Origin of the sequence: Streptomyces sp. SolWspMP-5a-2, assembly GCF_900091845.1 — a bacterium.
GTDB lineage: Bacteria > Actinomycetota > Actinomycetes > Streptomycetales > Streptomycetaceae > Streptomyces > Streptomyces doudnae.
The window spans coordinates 1-16,303 of sequence record NZ_FMCI01000389.1 but is presented as its reverse complement, the minus strand read 5'-3'; the positions used below and the strand labels follow the sequence as shown (position 1 = coordinate 16,303).

General features: G+C 72.7%; 14 protein-coding genes and 1 pseudogene. 5 read left to right on the top strand and 10 right to left on the bottom strand.

Annotated features, from left to right (window positions below):
* A pseudogene (locus GA0115242_RS41115) lies at positions 1-714 on the top strand (ATP-binding protein); the annotation flags it as partial.
* 76 nt (positions 715-790) lie between these two features.
* Here the strand turns inward: GA0115242_RS41115 and nucS are convergent.
* The gene (gene nucS / locus GA0115242_RS38180) at positions 791-1,462 is read right to left on the bottom strand and encodes an endonuclease NucS (protein WP_176729999.1); all 672 of its coding nucleotides are present in this window, start codon (positions 1,460-1,462) and stop codon (positions 791-793) included.
* A gap of 244 nt (positions 1,463-1,706) precedes the next feature.
* Here nucS and GA0115242_RS38175 point away from each other — a divergent pair, with 244 nt between their 5' ends.
* Positions 1,707-2,099 carry an SCO5389 family protein gene (locus GA0115242_RS38175; protein WP_093836248.1) on the top strand — a complete coding sequence of 131 codons (393 nt, stop codon included), beginning with the start codon at positions 1,707-1,709 and terminating at the stop codon, positions 2,097-2,099.
* A gap of 89 nt (positions 2,100-2,188) precedes the next feature.
* Here GA0115242_RS38175 and GA0115242_RS38170 read toward each other — a convergent pair whose 3' ends face one another.
* Positions 2,189-3,217, bottom strand: a complete 1,029-nt coding sequence (locus tag GA0115242_RS38170) for an LLM class flavin-dependent oxidoreductase (RefSeq protein ID WP_093836247.1) — start codon at positions 3,215-3,217, stop codon at positions 2,189-2,191.
* A gap of 224 nt (positions 3,218-3,441) precedes the next feature.
* Between GA0115242_RS38170 and GA0115242_RS38165 the strand changes: the two genes are divergently transcribed.
* Complete coding sequence (locus GA0115242_RS38165; protein ID WP_093836246.1) at positions 3,442-3,783, top strand: ATP/GTP-binding protein; 342 nt, start codon at positions 3,442-3,444, stop codon at positions 3,781-3,783.
* A gap of 4 nt (positions 3,784-3,787) precedes the next feature.
* Here the strand turns inward: GA0115242_RS38165 and GA0115242_RS38160 are convergent, their stop codons facing one another.
* From GA0115242_RS38160 to mce, 7 genes are all read right to left on the bottom strand, one after another.
* A complete protein-coding gene (locus GA0115242_RS38160; protein WP_093836245.1) occupies positions 3,788-4,660 on the bottom strand; it encodes an ABC transporter permease in 873 nt (290 codons plus the stop codon).
* Complete coding sequence (locus GA0115242_RS38155) at positions 4,657-5,922, bottom strand: ABC transporter ATP-binding protein (RefSeq protein ID WP_093836244.1); 1,266 nt, start codon at positions 5,920-5,922, stop codon at positions 4,657-4,659. Before GA0115242_RS38155 ends, GA0115242_RS38160 begins: the two co-directional genes overlap by 4 nt.
* A 135-nt stretch (positions 5,923-6,057) precedes the next feature.
* Positions 6,058-6,828 (bottom strand): ABC transporter permease, encoded by a 771-nt coding sequence (locus GA0115242_RS38150; protein WP_093836243.1) that lies wholly within the window; start codon positions 6,826-6,828, stop codon positions 6,058-6,060.
* A gap of 1 nt (position 6,829) precedes the next feature.
* Entirely contained in the window at positions 6,830-7,831 is a 1,002-nt protein-coding gene (locus tag GA0115242_RS38145) for an ABC transporter ATP-binding protein (RefSeq protein ID WP_093836242.1), read from the bottom strand.
* 113 nt (positions 7,832-7,944) lie between these two features.
* A complete protein-coding gene (locus GA0115242_RS38140) occupies positions 7,945-8,880 on the bottom strand; it encodes a cellulose-binding protein (protein WP_093836241.1) in 936 nt (311 codons plus the stop codon).
* 185 nt (positions 8,881-9,065) lie between these two features.
* Positions 9,066-12,914, bottom strand: coding sequence for a polarized growth protein Scy (scy, locus tag GA0115242_RS38135; protein WP_093836240.1), 3,849 nt, complete (start codon positions 12,912-12,914; stop codon positions 9,066-9,068).
* Positions 12,915-13,125: 211 nt separating this feature from the next.
* Positions 13,126-13,566 carry a methylmalonyl-CoA epimerase gene (gene mce / locus GA0115242_RS38130; protein WP_093836239.1) on the bottom strand — a complete coding sequence of 147 codons (441 nt, stop codon included), beginning with the start codon at positions 13,564-13,566 and terminating at the stop codon, positions 13,126-13,128.
* Between the two features lie 150 nt (positions 13,567-13,716).
* On the opposite strand from mce, the gene GA0115242_RS38125 reads away from it, so the two are divergent.
* Together GA0115242_RS38125 and meaB are read left to right on the top strand one after the other, a co-directional pair.
* Entirely contained in the window at positions 13,717-14,919 is a 1,203-nt protein-coding gene (locus tag GA0115242_RS38125) for an acetyl-CoA C-acetyltransferase (protein WP_093836238.1), read from the top strand.
* A gap of 55 nt (positions 14,920-14,974) precedes the next feature.
* Positions 14,975-15,931 (top strand): methylmalonyl Co-A mutase-associated GTPase MeaB, encoded by a 957-nt coding sequence (meaB, locus tag GA0115242_RS38120; RefSeq protein WP_093836237.1) that lies wholly within the window; start codon positions 14,975-14,977, stop codon positions 15,929-15,931.
* 95 nt (positions 15,932-16,026) lie between these two features.
* Here meaB and GA0115242_RS41110 read toward each other — a convergent pair.
* Positions 16,027-16,303 (bottom strand): PepSY domain-containing protein (locus GA0115242_RS41110; RefSeq protein WP_176729998.1); only part of this gene is annotated, 277 nt, incomplete at its 5' end.

Sequence of the window (16,303 nt, the reverse complement as noted above, 5' to 3'; positions counted from 1 at the left end):
CCGTTCGGCGACGGCGCGCCGACCGTCGTCACCCACCGGGCGCCGGTGGCGGGCAAGCCCGCCGCGCGCGGCCGGGCCGCCGGGCTGAAGGCGCTGGCCCGCCGCAACCTGGTGGCGGCCGGGGCGGGCGCGCTGCTCGTCGCCGTCCTCGGCACCGTGGTGACGCTCGGGGCGACCTCGAACAACGACGCCGACACCCCCTCCGACCGGGTCGGCGTCAACCCGACGGCGGGCGTCGACCTGGACGACGGCAGCGTCGGCGCCGACGCCCCGACCGCGGGCGACAGCCACACCACCGACACCGGCACGGCCACCGGACGGGCCACCGACCCCGGCCCCGACGGCACCCTGGGCACCTCGGACGACCCGACGCCCTCCGGCAGCGGGCGCCCCTCGGCCGACCCGACCGGCAGCCGGGGCCCGAGCGGCTCGGCGGGGCAGGGCCAGTCGTCCCGCCCGCCGTCGTCGCGGCCGTCCTCCGGCTCCCCGACGACGCCCAGGCCGTCCGACCCGCCGTCCGGCGGCTCCGGGTCGCCCAGCGACAGCCCGACGCCGAGCGACGGGGAGACGCCCGACCCGACCGGCTCCGCGACCGGGGAGCCCAGCACCACCGACTCCGCCAGCGGGCCGGGCACGCCGTCCACGCCGGTGCAGAGCAGCGACGGTACGGCCTCCGCGTCGGCCTCGCCGAGTGCTTCCGTCGACGTGATCTGAGCGCGCGGCGTACGCGAAAGGGCCGGATCCGTCGATGGATCCGGCCCTTTCCGGTCGTACCTGTTCCGGTCGCGTCCTAGAACAGGCGCAGCTTGTCGTCCTCGATTCCGCGCAGGGCGTTGTAGTCGAGGATCTGGCAGCCGATGCCGCGGTCGGTGGCGAGCACCCGGGCCTGCGGCTTGATCTCCTGGGCGGCGAACACCCCGCGGACCGGCGCGAGATGCGGGTCGCGGTTCAACAGCTCCAGGTAGCGCGTCAGTTGCTCGACGCCGTCGATCTCGCCGCGCCGCTTGATCTCGACCGCGACGGTCTTCCCCTCGGCGTCCCGGCACAGGATGTCGACCGGGCCGATCGCGGTCATGTACTCGCGCCGGATGAGCGTGTAGCCGTCGCCGAGCGTCTCGATGCGGTCGGCGAGCAGCTCCTGGAGGTGCGCTTCCACGCCGTCCTTGATCAGGCCGGGGTCGACGCCGAGTTCGTGCGACGAATCGTGGAGGACTTCCTCCATCGTGATGATCAGTTTCTCGCCCCCCTTGTTGACGACCGTCCAGACCCCTTCGTCGTCCCCGGCGCCCTCCTTCAAGGTGCACGGCGGAGACATCCAGTTGAGGGGCTTGTAGGCGCGGTCGTCCGCGTGGATCGAGACGCTGCCGTCGGCCTTGACGAGGATCAGGCGGGGCGCCGAGGGAAGGTGGGCGGTGAGCCGGCCGGCGTAGTCGACGGAGCACCGGGCGATGACGAGACGCATGGTCGGCAACGCTACTCGACGCCCGTGGGTGCACGCGATTCGCCCTGGAATTCGTCTGTTCGTTTATGGCCGATTGTGCCCCTAACGGGAGCGCCCTATGTACGCATTCTCCTGGTGCCGCTCCCGGCCGTTGCTTACCGTAGTGAACGGGAGGTCGCGAGGCGTGTACTCAGCGTGCTCGACCCCGCGCGCTCCCTCATCTGTCCGGCAACCCCCGCTCGGCGGGGGTGCGAGAGGAGTACCCATGTCGCTCGACGTCTCACCGGCCCTACTCGAACAGGCCGAGCGAGGCGAGGTCGACGAAGCCGCCTTCGTCGACTGCGTCCGGACCTCCCTTCCCTACGCGTGGGAGATGATCAGCTCTCTGGTGGCCCAACTGAAGGTGGACGGCGGCGAATTCGCCGACAACCAGACGCCCCCTCCGAACGAGCAGGCGCGCGGCCAACTGCTGCGTGCCCTCGCCAGCGACGCGATACGCGGCGCGCTCCAGCGCCACTTCGGGGTGCGCCTGGCCTTCCAGAACTGCCACCGGGTGGCGGTGTTCCCCCTGGACTCCTCGGCCGACGAGAGGCTCACCCGCTTCACGTCGATCCGGGGCCAGTTGCTCAACCAGTCCCCGGAACTCCGGGACTGCTGAGCCGCGGGACCCTGCTTGCCGCTCCGTGCGCGGGAGGTGCGATCAGCATCGGAGCGGCAGGCACGTCCCGGCCCTTCCCGCCGTCTCGCTCACCGCAGGTGCGGCAGCACCTCGGTACCCAGCCTGCGGACGTTCTCCTCGGTGGCCGCGAGATCGCCCGACCCCTCGACGAGCAGGGCGAAACGGGACACCCCGGTGCGTTCGCCGGTCGCCGCGAGCCGGTCGGCGCAGAGCCGGGGCGTGCCCACCGGGTGCAGCCCGCAGAGGAGTTCGGTGTACTCCAGCGGGTCGCGCATCCGCCGCGGCCGCCCGTCGACCGTGACGTGCGCGCCGAGCCCCTGCCGCAGCCACCCGGGCATCGACTTGGTGAGCGCCTCGACCGCGTCGGTGCGCCGGTCCGCGACCTGGCAGACGCCCGCCGACACATGGGCCGCCGCCCGCACCTCGTCGGGGTCGAGCCCGGCGGCCCGCGCGTGCCGCGCCCAGAGCCGGACCATCTCGGCCTTCTCCTCGTCCCCGACGTGCATCCCGAGCAGCATCGGCAGCCCGCGCTCGGCGGCCAGCCGCACGCTCGCGGGGGAGGTGCACGCCACCACCACCTCGGGCCCGGGAGCCTCGGTGAGCGACTCGTCGGGCCGGGGGACGACGGCGACCTCGCGGAAGTCGAAGCGGGTGCCCCGGCCCGACACCGACGGCTCCCGCAGCCAGCGGGTCAGCAGGTCGAGGGATTCGGGGAACCCCTCCTCGTACGCGTCGAGCCCGGACCCGAACACCTCCAGGTCGACCCAGGGCCCGCCGCGCCCGACGCCCAGCGAGAAGCGGCCGCCCGAGACGAGGTGCAGCAAGGCGGCCTGCTCGCCGACGGCCACCGGGTGGGCGGTGGGCAGGACCGTCACCGCGGTGCCGACGCGGATGCGCTCGGTGCGGCCGAGCAGCAGCGCGGCCAGGGTGATGGCCGACGGGCAGGTGCCGTACGGCACGAAGTGGTGCTCGGCCAGCCAGACCGAGTCGAGGCCGACCTCCTCGGCCGTCTCCGCCGAGCGGACCGCGCGGTGCAGTGCCTCCCCCTGGCCCTGTCCGGGGAACTGGGCCGCCAACACGAAAGTTCCAACGTGCATTGATCTGTTCCTGCTTCCTTGGCTCCGACCGGGAGCTCCCCCACACCCGCATAACCGGATGACACGTGCCGAGGACACGGCCTGGCGAGGAGATTTGCGGATTGTCTGCAGAATGCGGGTCCGGGAAGGGGGACTTGCGGGGATTGCCGTACTACGCCTACCCGTGTCCGCGCCCTTTAGGCTGGAGGGCGCCCTTGCCCCCTGACAGCCCCGTGAGGTGTCCCGTGTCCCCGCGTCGCAACCGACCCAAGGGATCCGACCCGTCGGGCCCGTCCGGACGCAGTGCCGAGGACGACCGGCCGGGCCGCTACGGCGGCTGGCAGGCGACCGAGAGCTGGCAGGGCGAGGAGTGGAGCGTGCGGCACGTCGCGGGGGCCAGCGCGCAGGGCAAGACGTACCGCTGCCCGGGGTGCGACCAGATGATCGCCTCCGGCGTCCCGCACGTGGTGGCCTGGCCCGAGCACTCGGGCGTCGACGAGCGCCGCCACTGGCACAAGGCCTGCTGGAACGCGAAGGACCGCCGCACCACCCGGGTGCAGCGGTCCCGCAACGCGCCGAGGTTCTGATCCGCTACACGTCCCGCCGGTGGAGCAGGGCGACGGCGCCGGCGAACGCGACGGCCGTGACGCCCACCGCGATCCACAGCGGGTCCCAGCCGCTGGGGCCGCTGTCGCCGAGCGAGGTGGAGTAGAAGACCCCGATCTGGCTGGGGATCGAGTACGAGAACAGGCCGCTGCGCAGCCACTCCAGGGCCTGCGCGACCATGAACAGGGCGATCACCAGCGGGGCCAGCACCAGCGCGATCATCAGCGTGATGGCGCCCGCCGAGTGCCGGATGATCGAGCCGACCAGCAGCGACAGCAGCCCGAGCAGCGCGACGTACAGCGAGACGCCGAGCGTCGCCTTCAGCCACTCCTGGCCCGTCGGCTGCCGCGCGCCGTCCAGCATCGCCACGTCCATCAGCCCGACCAGCGTCACCGACACGAACGTCACGGTGAACGCCACCGCGAAGAACACGATCGACTTGGCCGCCAGCACCCGGCCGCGCGAGGGGCACGCCGTCGTGGTGGTGCGGATCATGCCGGTGCCGTACTCCGACGCCGTCGTCAGGACGCCGAGCGTGACCACGCACATCATGCCGAGCAGCACTCCGAAGAAACCGAACGAGAGCGGGCTCTCCTGCCCGTAGTCGACCTCGGTCGCGCTGCCCGACACCAGCCCGGCCACCGCGAGGCCGATGCCGACGACCAGCACCACGAAGACGCCCAGCGTCCAGATCGTCGAGCGCACCGAGCGGATCTTCGTCCACTCCGAGGCGATCGCGTGCCCGAGATGCGTGCGCACGACGGGGATCGGCGAGGTGTACCCCGGGTACGACGGCCCGCTCCCGGCCTGCCACTGGGGCGCGGCGGACGGCGGCGTCGGGTGCTGTGGCGTGCTCATCGGACGTCCTCGGGCTTCGTCGGGTCGGCGGCAGCGGGCGGAGTGCCGGGCGCCGCCGGAGCCTCGGACGCGGCCTGGGGAGCCTGCTGCGGGGGCTGTGCGGGCGGCTGCGGCGCGGCGGGGGCGGGCTGGGCGTAGGGGTTCGGCGGGGTGGCGCCGGGCGCTCCAGGCGCCATGTACGGGTTCGGGGCCTGCCGGCCGCCGTACGGGTCGGGCATCGCGAACGCCTGCCCGCCCTCCTGCGGGGGCGGCGGGGCGTACCAGCCGGGCTGGCCCTGCCCCGGGACCGGCACCGGCGGCTGCGCCCCCGGCGGCAGCGGCTGCATCAGCCCGGCCTTCTGGTCGTCGGTCGACCGGTAGTCCACCGCGCCCTGCGTCATCCGCATGTACGCCTCCTCCAGCGAGGCCTGGTGCGGCGACAGCTCCCACAGGCGGACGTCGGTCTCGTGCGCGATGTCGCTGATCCGCGGCATGGGCAGCCCCGTCACCCTTAGCGCGCCGTCCTGCTCGGGCAGCACGTGGCCGCCCGCCTCGGTCAGCGCGGACGACAGCTTCTCGCGCTGCTGCGGCTCGGTGTCCGGGGTGCGCACCCGCGCGAACCCGGCCGAGTTGGCCGCGATGAAGTCGCGCACGCTCATGTCGGAGAGGAGCTGTCCGCGCCCGATCACGATGAGGTGGTCGGCGGTCAGCGCCATCTCGCTCATCAGGTGCGAGGAGACGAAGACCGTGCGGCCCTCGGCGGCCAGCATCTTCATCAGGTTGCGGACCCAGAGGATGCCCTCCGGGTCGAGGCCGTTGACCGGCTCGTCGAACAGCAGCACCTGGGGGTCGCCGAGCAGCGCGGCGGCGATGCCGAGCCGCTGGCCCATGCCGAGCGAGAAGCCGTTGGAGCGCCGGGAGGCGACGTCCTGGAGGCCGACCACGCCGAGCACCTCGTCGACCCGGCGGGCCGGGATGCCGGACAGCTGCGCCAGGCTGAGCAGGTGGTTGCGTGCGGTCCGCCCGCCGTGCACGGCCTTGGCGTCGAGCAGCGCGCCGACCTGACGGGCCGCGTTGGGCAGCTTGCGGTAGGGGTAGCCGCCGATGGTCACCTGACCCGAGGTGGGGTTGTCGAGGCCGAGGATCATCCTCATCGTCGTGGACTTCCCGGAGCCGTTGGGTCCGAGGAACCCGGTGACGGCGCCCGGCCGCACCTGGAAGGAGAGGTTGTACACAGCGGTCTTGTCGCCGTAGCGCTTGGTCAGGCCGACTGCCTCGATCATGCTCCGCACCCATCGAAAGGTTCAGGACAGCGGGGCGCACGCCCCCCGTAAGGGTTAGGAGGATATCCAGGAGCTGACGGTTCCGCTCAAGGGAGAGTAAAAGGTTGCCGCTCCGCAACCTCCCCCGTCACCGCCCTAGGCGTCCCGCCGCCTCAGCAGCAGGTAGCCGCCCAGGAGCGCCGCCAGCACCCAGAGCACCATGATCCCCAGCCCGCCCCACGGACCGTAGGGCGTGCTGTCGTCCGGCCGGGACACCACCTGCATGATCTTGCTGCCCGCCTGGTCCGGCAGGAACCGGCCGATCTTCTTCGTCGCGGACACGTTGCCCAGGATGTTGGAGATCAGGAAGAAGAACGGCATCAGGATGCCCAGCGACAGCATCGGCGAGCGCAGCATCGTCGCGACGCCCATCGAGAAGACCGCGATCAGCGTCATGTACAGACCGCCGCCGAACACCGCCCGCAGCACCCCGGGGTCGCCGAGGGAGGCCCGGTGCGGGCCCAGCATCGCCTGGCCGAGGAAGAACGCGGCGAAACTGGTCGCCATCCCCACCACCAGCGCTAGCGCCGTCGCCACCGCGAGCTTGCTGGCCAGGAACGTGCCGCGCTGCGGGACCGCGGCCAGCGAGGTGCGGATCATGCCGGAGCTGTACTCGTTGGACACCACGAGGACCCCGAACACGATCATCGCGAGCTGACCGAGGCTCATCCCGGCGAAGCTGATGAACGTCGGGTCGAAGGTGAGCCGGTCCTGCGGGGTCATGGAGTCGAAGTCGTGCCTGGACAGGGCCGAGATCAGCATGCCGAGCGCGATGGTGACGACCACCGCGAGGGAGAGCGTCCACACCGTCGACGCCACCGAGCGGATCTTGGTCCACTCCGACCTGATCACCTGGATCGCCGTCATCTCACTTCCCCTCCCAGCCGGCGCCCCACCCGTCCCCGGCCCGCGCGCCGGGCGGTGCCGCGGGCCGGTCCGTGCCGTCCCGCCGGTCGGAGGGGGCGGCACCGTGCGCGTGGTACTCCACCGACTCGGCCGTCAGCTGCATGAACGCCTCCTCCAGGGACGCCTGCTGCGGGCTCAGCTCGTGCAGCGTCACCCGGTGCTGCGCGGCCAGGTCGCCGATCCGCTCCGCCGGGACGCCGTCCACCTCCAGCGCGCCGCCGTCCACCTCGGCGACGGCCATGCCCGCAGCGCGCAGCGCGTCGAGGAACGCCTCCCGCTGCGGGGTGCGGACCCGGACGTAGCCGCGCGAGTTGCGGGCGATGAAGTCCGGCATGGAGGTGTCCGCCAGGAGCCTGCCCTGCCCGATGACGACGAGGTGGTCCGCGGTCAGCGCCATCTCGCTCATCAGGTGCGACGAGACGAACACCGTCCGGCCCTGCCCGGCGAGGGATTTCATCAGGTTGCGGATCCAGTGGATGCCCTCCGGGTCGAGCCCGTTGACCGGCTCGTCGAACATCAGGATCCGCGGGTCGCCCAGGAGCGCGCCCGCGATGCCCAGCCGCTGCCCCATGCCGAGCGAGAACCCCTTGGCCTTCTTGCGCGCGACCGCCGTGAGGCCCACCGTGTCCAGCACCTCGTCCACCCGGCGGCGCGGGATGCCGTTGCTCTGCGCGAGACAGAGCAGATGGTTGTAGGCGGTCCGCCCGCCGTGCATCGCCTTCGCGTCGAGGAGTGCGCCGATCGCGGTCAGCGGGTCCTTGAGCCGGTCGTAGTGGCGCCCGTCGATCCGCACGTCGCCCGACGTCGGCCGGTCCAGGCCCAGCATCATCCGCATCGTCGTCGACTTCCCGGCGCCGTTGGGTCCCAGGAACCCGGTGACGATGCCGGGCCGCACCGTGAAGGTGAGGTCGTCCACCGCCGTCTTCTCGCCGTACCGCTTGGTCAGCCCCTCCAGCTCGATCATGCGGGCCACGCTAGGGCCGGGTTTCGGCGGCTGCCACTCGAAAAGGAGCCACGCCGCACGGCGAAGGCCCGCACTCCCCGAGGGGCGTGCGGGCCTTGCGGGTACCCGAGGTACTACCGGGTCTGCTGCGCCGGAACCCCGCGGGAGATCGGCTCGTCCTCGACCGGTGAACCGGCCGCGGCCACGGCGGCACCGGTGAGGGTGGCGAGCATCTCGCGCACGTTCGTCAGCTGGGCGTTGATCGAGTCGCGGCGGTTGGTGAGCGCCGCCAGCTCGCGCTCCGATTCCGAACGGATCCGGTCGGCCTTGGCGTTCGCGTCGGCCACGATGTCCTCGGCCTGGCGCTGCGCCGTCTCCACCGTCTGACGGGCGCGGCGCTCCGCGTCCGTGCGGAGCTTCTCGGCCTCCAGGCGGAGCTGCTCGGCGCGGTGCTCGATCTCCGCGAGACGCTTCTCCGCCTTCTGCTGACGCGAGGCGAGGTCGCGCTCGGACTGCTCGCGGCGCTTGGCGAGGTTCGTCTCGAAGTCCGCGGCGGCCTGGGCGGCCTTGGCGCGGGTCTCCTCGAAGAGGGCGTCGGCCTCCTCACGCTTCGACTGCGCGTCCTTCTGCGCCTCGGAACGCAGCTGAGAGGCGTCGCTCTTGGCCTTCTCGACGATCCGGACGCCCTCGTCCTCGGACTTCGCCTTGCGTTCGGCCGCGAAGGACTCCGCGTCGTTGCGGACCTGCTGGGCCGCCGACTCGGCGAGTTCACGGTGCTGTTCGGCCGCGCGCCGCGCCTCCTCGCGCAGATCCTTGGCCTCTTCCTCGGCGAGGCGCAGGATCTTCTCGACCCGCGCGCCGAGGCCGGCGTACGACGGCTCGGCGTCGCTTACCTGGGCCTGGGCGTTCTGCGTCTCGAGGTGCAGTTCCTCGATGCGCTTTTCCAGAGCGGTGATGCGGGCGAGAGCGCTGTCACGGTCGGAGACGAGCTTGGAGATACGTTCGTCCACCTGAGCGCGGTCGTACCCACGCCGCACAAGCTCGAAGCCGTAGGGGGAAGTGTCGCTCATGGGGTTCCTGTCGAATGAGACCGGTGAGGTGATAGAGGGAATCCTAGGGGCCGAAGCGGTGTGTCATCGAGCGGATACGTGTTTGATCTGGAGAATGACACCCCTTTTGAGTGGCTGTCCGGTGCAGACGTTGCCAAGGAGTCAGGTCAAAGCCACCTGAAGGCACCCGAACCGGGCAGAGATCGTTAGCTGTCTGACGACTTGCCACCCGAACGGGGGGCTCCGACCGTCGCGCCCGCCTTGACCCCGCCGTCCTTCGCGCCCGGGGTCTCGAAGGACTCCAACGCCTCCAGCACGTCCTGGACACGGGAGATCTCGGCGTTGATGTCCTCGCGCCTGCGCACCAGGACCTCCAGCTCCCGCTTGCCCTCCTCGACCGTCCGCTTCGCCTCGCGGATCGCCTCCGCCTTCAGCTCCTCGGCCTCCCGGACGAGCGTCGCCTTCTTCTGCTCGGCCTCCTTCAGGAGCCCCTCGGCCTTCTTGACGGCGGCGATGCGCACCTTGCCCGCCTCCGAATTGGCCTCGGACACCAGCTCCTTGGCCTTCGCCTGCGCCTTGCCGAGCTGCTCCTCCGCCGCCTTGATGAGCGCGTCGCACCGGTCACCGGTCGACTTCATCGTCTCCGCCGACTCCCGGCGGGCCCGCTCGTGCAGCGCCTCGATCTCGCCGGTGATCCGCTCCCGCAGCTCCTCCGCGCGCTCCCGGGTCGCCGTCGCGTCCCGGCGGGCGCCCACCAGCAGCTCGTCCGCGTCCGTACGGGCCTTCTCCACCAGGGAGTTGCCCTCGACGGTCGCCTCCGCCAGCAGCCGGTCGGCCTCCGTGCGGGCCCCGCCCACCATCCGGTCGGCCCGGGTCTCCGCCTCCGCGGTCGTCCGGTGCGCCTGCTGCTGCGCCTCGGCGAGCAGCTTGTCGGCCTCGGCGGTGGTCTCCGTGATGAGCGTGTCGACCTGCTCCGCCACGTCGGAACGGCGCTTGTTGGCGTGCTTGCGGGCCTCGTCCAGGGTGCGCTCGGACTCCTCGCGGGCGGCGGCGGTGACCCGCTCGGCCTCCGCGTGCGCCTCCGCCTTCACCCGCTGCGACTCGTCCCGCACCCGCTCGGCGTGCAGCTGTGCCGCGCCGACGGTGTCCGCCGCCTCGGCCCGCAGCCGCTCCGCCTCGCCGGTCGCCTCGGCGATCAGCTGCTCCGCCTTGGCGACCGTCTCCGACCGCATCCGGTCGGTGTCCGCGATCGTCTCGTTGGTCAGCCGCTCCGCCTCGGCGCGCGACTCCGTGATGAGGGTGTCCGCCTGCGTCGCCGCGTCCGAGCGGATCCGGTTGGCGTCGTCCCGCGCGTCCGCCCGGGTCCGCGACGCGGCCTGCTCCGCCTCGGCGACGGCGTCCGACGCCTGCGTCCTGGCCCGCTGGGCGTGCTCGGTGGCGTCCGTGCGCAGCCGCTCGGCCTCCGCGATCGCCTCCGAGACGGTGTGCTCGGCGAGGGACTTCGCGGCCTGCGACTCCTCCGCGGCCTCCCGCCGCACCCGGTTGGCGTCCTCGGTGGCCCGCTCCCGCTCCGCGTACGCGTCGCCCCGGACCCGGTCGGCCTCCTCCTGCGCCTCCCTGCGGGTACGGTCCGCCGCGTGCTCGGCGGCCGACCGCAGCCCGTTGATCTCCTCCTGGGCCTGCTCGTGCAGCCCCGCCACGGACTCCCGCACCTGCTGGGCGTGCTGCTCGGCGGCCGACACCATCTCGTTCGCCCGCCGGTCCGCCTCCTCGACCAGCCGGACCGCCTCGGCCTGCGCCTCCTCGACGCGGTTGCGCGCCGACGCGAGGAGTTCCTCGCTCTGCTCGCGGGCCCGCTGCCGCTCCTGGTCCGCCTCGGACCGGGCCGCGCCGAGCAGCTCCTCGGCCTCGCGGCGGCGCCTCGCGGCCTCCTCCTGGGCGGCGGCCAGCGTCTCCGACGCCTCCGCGCCGAGCCGCTCGGCGGCGGCCAGCGCCTCCGACCTCACCCGGTCGGCGGTGTCCTGCGCCTCCGATTTCAGCCGCTCGGCCTCGGCCGTGGCCTCGGACCGCAGCCGGACCGCGACGGCCTCGCCCTCGGCCCGGGACGCGGACGCGTCCGACGCGGCCTCGGTGCGCAGCCGTTCGGCCTCCGCGTCGGCCTGCTCCCGCAGCGAGCGGATCCGGTCGGCGGCCTCGGCGCGCAGCCGTTCGGTCTCCTCGCCCGCCTCGCGGCGGATCCGGGACGCCTCCTCGCGCGCGTCCGACAGCGCCTGCTCGGCCGCCGCCAGCCGCTCCTCGGCCTCCGACTGGAGCCGGGTCAGCTCGCCCGCGGCCTCCTCGCGCCGGGCCTCGACGCCCCGCTCGGTCTCCTCGCGCAGCTCGCGCGCGGCCTGCTCGGCGTCGGCCGTGATGCCCTCGGCCCGCTCGGTCGCCTCGGCGCGGTGCCGCTCGGCCTCCTTGCGGGTGCGCTCCAGGGTCTCCTCGGCCTGACGGCGCAGCGTGGTGGCGCGCTCGATGGCCTCGGTGCGGACCTTCTCGCTGTCGCCCGACGCCTTCTGGCGCAGCTCGTCGGCGTCGACCTTCGCCTTGGCGAGCAGCTCCTCGGCCGTCTTGGCGGCCTCCTCGATCTGCTGGACGGCCTCCTTGCGGGCCTCCGCGCGGATCTTCTCGCCCTCCGCGACGGAGTCCGCGCGCAGCTGCTCGGCCTCCCCGCGCAGCCGGCGGGCCTCCTCCTGGAGCTCGACCGTCTTGGCGCGGTACTCCTTGGTGTCGTCCTTCGCGGCGCCCTTGAGCTGGGCGGCGAGGTCGTGCGCCTCCTCGCGCAGCCGGTCCGCCTCGGCCTCGGCCTCGGCGCGCAGCCGCTCGGCCTCCTCGGCGGCGGCCTTGGTGGTGTTCCTGGCCTCCTCGGACGCCTTGTTGAGGACGTCCTCGGCGGTCTTGGCCGTCTTGGCGAGCTGGGAGGCGCTCTCCTCGGCGGTGATGGTGCGCGCCTTCTCGGACGCCTCCGCGAGGAGCTTCTCGGCCTCCGAGCGGGCGTCGGCGACGAGCTGCTCGGCGTCCGCCCTGGTGCTCTCGGCCTCCTTGGTGGCCTCGCTGACCAGCCGGGCGACCTGCTCCTTGGCGGTCCTGGTGCGCTGCTCGTTGGCCGACTCGGCCCCGGCCAGCGCCTTGGCGGCGGCCTCCTTGGCCTCGTTGACCAGCTTCTCCGCCTCGGACTGCGCCTTGCGCAGCGCCTCCTCGGCGTCCGTCATCCGCTGCTCGGCGGCCCGGCTCAGCTCACCGGCCTGGCGGCGGGCGCTGTCCGACTCGTTCGCCGTGGAGCTGCGCAGCGCCTCGGCGTGCTCGGTGGCCTCCTGGGCCTGCACGGAGGCGGCGGTCAGCAGCCGCTCGGCGTCCGTGCGGGCGCGGCGCAGGATCTGCTCGGCCTCCGCGCGGGCCGTCTCGGCGTCGGCCTGGAGGCGCTGGCGGGCCTCGGCGGTGACCCGCTCGGCCTCGGCGCGGGCCGCGGCCATCGACTGCTCGGCCTCGGCGCGGGACTCGTCGAGGAGCCTGCGGGCCTGGGACTCGGTGCGGGCGCGGAGCTGCTCGGCCCACGACACGTTCTCGTTGACGTGGGACTCGACCGTCTGACGGCGCTCGGCCAGCTCCTGGTCGAGCTGCTGGCGCCTGGTCACCGCCTCCTGGTGCAGCTCCGCCTGGAGCCTGGCCGCCTGTTCGGCGTGCTCCTGGAGGATGCGCTGGGTCTGCGCGCGGGCCTGGCTCAGCTCCCGCTCGGCGTCCTGGCGCAGCTGATCGGCCTGCACCTGGGCGTTCCGCAGCATCTGCTCGGCCTGGTAGCCGAGGTCCCCACCGCTGTCGTAGGCGGGCCGGGACATGATGGTGCGCCGCGCCTCGTGCAGCTTGGCGCGCAGCACCTCGACCTGGTAGCCGAGGTCCTCGGCGTGCTGGATCGCCTTCTCCCGCTCGGTCTTCAGCCGCTCCATCTCGGCCTCGAACCGAGAGAGGTGGTCGACGTCAGCCGCCGGCTCTCGCTCCTGGCGTTCGTAGCCCCGCACTGCGCGGTCCCATCCGTCCCCTGGTCGCAGGTCTTTCCAAACGAGCACCGTCCATCCGCCGGACGGTGCCCCCGGGGAATGGTGTCAGATCAGCGGGGGAGCAGAGGCTGCTGCCCCGACGCTCGCCCCCCGAAACCTGGACCCCGGCATACGGTCGCCCTGGTTGCGAGCGACGACCGCCCCCAACCCTACCGGCCCATATGTACGAGGGTCAGTGCTCAGGTGACTCAACTGCCGCCGAAGTGACCAGTTCTGTCAGTACTCCGTGGCAATCCTTGGGGTGCAGAAAGGTGATCCGTGACCCCATGGAACCGCGTCGGGGCTCTTCGTACAGGACGCGTACGCCCTTTTCCCGGATGTCCGCGGCATCTCCGTCCACATCCTCCGTGCCGAAGGCGATGTGGTGGACGCCCTCACCGTTCTTCTCCAGCCACTTCGCCACCGTCGAATCCGGGCGCACGGGCTGCAGGAGCTGGATGTAGGAGGCGCCGCCGTCCGAGGTGCCGTTGATGCGGAGCATGGCCTCGCGGACTCCCTGCTCCTCGTTCACCTCGGTGTGGAACACCTCGAAGCCGTAGGTGGCACGGTAGAAGTCGACGGTCCTGTCGAGGTCGAGACAGGCGATACCGATGTGGTCGATGCGCGTCAGCATGGCCCCAGTGGAGCGCCCGGCGGCCGGTTACGCAACGTGCGCGCGATCACACCTGGGGCACGATGACGAGCCGGGCGGCCGGTCAGTACATTCGATGTAAACCCTCGTTCACTCCGCGGCCGGTCAGGCCGGAAAAGGAGTTCGCACCTCATGTCCGGATCGAACAGTACGACCTCCGTGATCGTGGCCGGAGCCCGTACCCCGATGGGCCGCCTGCTCGGCTCCCTGAAGTCCTTCTCCGGAGCCGACCTCGGCGGTTTCGCGATCAAGGCCGCCCTCGACCGCGCGGGGATCGGCGGCGACCAGGTGCAGTACGTGATCATGGGCCAGGTGCTCCAGGCCGGTGCCGGGCAGATCCCGGCCCGGCAGGCCGCCGTCAAGGCGGGCATCCCGATGTCCGTGCCCGCCCTCACCGTCAACAAGGTGTGCCTCTCCGGGCTCGACGCCATCGCCCTCGCCGACCAGCTGATCCGCGCCGGTGAGTTCGACGTGGTGGTGGCGGGCGGCCAGGAGTCCATGACCGGCGCCCCGCACCTGCTGCCGAAGTCGCGCGAGGGGTTCAAGTACGGTGCCGTCGAGATGCTCGACGCCATGGCCCACGACGGCCTCACCGACTCCTTCGAGAACATCGCGATGGGGGAGTCGACCGAGAAGCACAACACCCGCCTGGGCATCCTGCGGCCCGAGCAGGACGAGTTCGCCGCGCTCTCCCACCAGCGGGCCGCCGCCGCCCAGAAGAACGGGATCTTCGAGGCCGAGATCACCCCGGTCGAGATCCCGCAGCGCAAGGGCGACCCGGTCCTGTTCAGCGCGGACGAGGGCATCCGCGCCGACACCACCGCGGAGTCCCTCGGCAGGCTCAGGCCCGCCTTCACCCGGGACGGCACGATCACCGCGGGCACCGCCTCGCAGATCTCCGACGGCGCCGCCGCCGTCGTCGTCATGAGCAAGGCCAGGGCGCTGGAGCTCGGGCTCGACTGGATCGCCGAGATCGGCGCCCACGGCAATGTGGCCGGACCGGACAACTCGCTCCAGTCGCAGCCCTCGAACGCCATCCTGCACGCCCTGGGCAAGGAGGGCCTGGACGTCGCCGACCTCGACCTCATCGAGATCAACGAGGCGTTCGCGGCCGTCGCCGTCCAGTCAATGAAGGACCTCGGCGTGTCCACGGATCGGGTGAACGTCAACGGTGGTGCGATCGCCCTGGGGCACCCGATCGGCATGTCGGGCGCCCGTCTGGTGCTGCACCTGGCGCTGGAGCTGAAGCGGCGCGGCGGCGGGGTCGGCGCGGCGGCCCTGTGCGGCGGCGGCGGACAGGGCGACGCGCTCATCGTGCGGGTCCCGAAGTCCTGACCCGGGTCCCGGCGGCACGACGCACGACGGCACGACGAAGCGGAACGGAGCTGTGATGCAGGACGTCTCCTCTCTGGCGGCCCAGGCCAGGGAAGGCCGCCCGCGGGCCGTGGCCCGGCTGATCTCCCTGGTGGAGGGGGCGTCCCCGCAGCTCAGGGAGATCATGGCGACGCTCGCCCCGCTCACCGGCGGCGCCTACGTCGTCGGCCTCACCGGGGCGCCGGGCGTCGGCAAGTCCACCTCGATGTCGGCCCTCGTCACCGCGTACCGCAAGCAGGGCAGACGGGTCGGCGTCCTCGCCGTCGACCCGTCCTCGCCGTTCTCCGGGGGCGCCCTCCTCGGCGACCGGGTCCGGATGTCGGAGCACGCCTCCGACCCGGGCGTCTACATCCGCTCGATGGCCACCCGCGGCCACCTCGGCGGCCTCGCCTGGGCGGCCCCGCAGGCGATCCGGGTGCTGGACGCGGCGGGCTGCGACGTGATCCTCGTCGAGACGGTCGGCGTCGGCCAGTCCGAGGTGGAGATCGCCTCCCAGGCCGACACCTGCGTGGTGCTGCTCGCGCCGGGCATGGGCGACGGCATCCAGGCGGCCAAGGCGGGCATCCTGGAGATCGGCGACGTCTACGTCGTCAACAAGGCCGACCGGGACGGCGCCGACGCCACCGCGCGCGAGCTGAACCACATGCTGGGGCTGGGCGAGGCGCGCGGCCCCGGGGACTGGCGGCCCCCGATCGTGCGCACCGTCGCCGCCCGTTCCGAGGGCGTCGACGAGGTCGTCGAGGCGCTGGAGAAGCACCGCGCCTGGATGGAGGAGCACGGCGCCCTGCACCGCCGCAGGCTCGCCCGCGCCGCCCGCGAGGTGGAGGCCATCGCCGTCACCGCGCTGCGCGAACGCATCGCCGACCTGCACGGCGACCGCCGCCTCAGCACCCTGGCGGAGGGCATCGTGGCAGGCCGCCTCGACCCGTACCGCGCGGCCGACGAACTGGTCGCGGGGCTGACGGAGGGCTGAGCCCCGGGCGCCGCCGCCCACGGACCGGCGACGCCCGGCGGAGTCCCTCCACCGGGCGCCCGGAGCTGACGCTGGGGTCGGTGGAGTCGGCGGGGTCAGTCGTCGTCACCTCCGTGCCGGTGACCGCGGTCGTCGCCCCCGTGCCGGTGACCGCCGTTGTCGTCGCCGCCGTGCCGGTGGACGCCGTCGTCGTCCTCGCCGTGCCGGTCGTCGTCGCGGCCGTGCCGGTCTCCGTCGTCCGCCGAGCGGTCCGCGGTGACCTTCCCCGTGGACAGGTCCACCCGCAGTTCACGCTCCGCGCCCGACGCCGTGCGGGTCTCCACCTCCCAGGCCCCGGCGGAGCCGTCGTCGTCGAGTTCCACCGAGGTGACC

What these genes read in the sequence shown, in the direction of transcription:
- GA0115242_RS38170 (WP_093836247.1), bottom strand. Translation starts at nt 3,217, where the DNA reads ATGCACGTTGGAACTTTCGTGTTGGCGGCCCAGTTCCCCGGACAGGGC.
- GA0115242_RS38140 (WP_093836241.1), bottom strand. Translation starts at nt 8,880, where the DNA reads ATGAGCGACACTTCCCCCTACGGCTTCGAGCTTGTGCGGCGTGGGTAC.
- GA0115242_RS38125 (WP_093836238.1), top strand. Translation starts at nt 13,717, where the DNA reads ATGTCCGGATCGAACAGTACGACCTCCGTGATCGTGGCCGGAGCCCGT.
- mce (WP_093836239.1), bottom strand. Translation starts at nt 13,566, where the DNA reads ATGCTGACGCGCATCGACCACATCGGTATCGCCTGTCTCGACCTCGAC.
- GA0115242_RS38145 (WP_093836242.1), bottom strand. Translation starts at nt 7,831, where the DNA reads ATGATCGAGCTGGAGGGGCTGACCAAGCGGTACGGCGAGAAGACGGCG.
- GA0115242_RS38160 (WP_093836245.1), bottom strand. Translation starts at nt 4,660, where the DNA reads ATGAGCACGCCACAGCACCCGACGCCGCCGTCCGCCGCGCCCCAGTGG.
- GA0115242_RS38155 (WP_093836244.1), bottom strand. Translation starts at nt 5,922, where the DNA reads ATGATCGAGGCAGTCGGCCTGACCAAGCGCTACGGCGACAAGACCGCT.
- GA0115242_RS38150 (WP_093836243.1), bottom strand. Translation starts at nt 6,828, where the DNA reads ATGACGGCGATCCAGGTGATCAGGTCGGAGTGGACCAAGATCCGCTCG.
- meaB (WP_093836237.1), top strand. Translation starts at nt 14,975, where the DNA reads ATGCAGGACGTCTCCTCTCTGGCGGCCCAGGCCAGGGAAGGCCGCCCG.
- nucS (WP_176729999.1), bottom strand. Translation starts at nt 1,462, where the DNA reads ATGCGTCTCGTCATCGCCCGGTGCTCCGTCGACTACGCCGGCCGGCTC.
- GA0115242_RS38175 (WP_093836248.1), top strand. Translation starts at nt 1,707, where the DNA reads ATGTCGCTCGACGTCTCACCGGCCCTACTCGAACAGGCCGAGCGAGGC.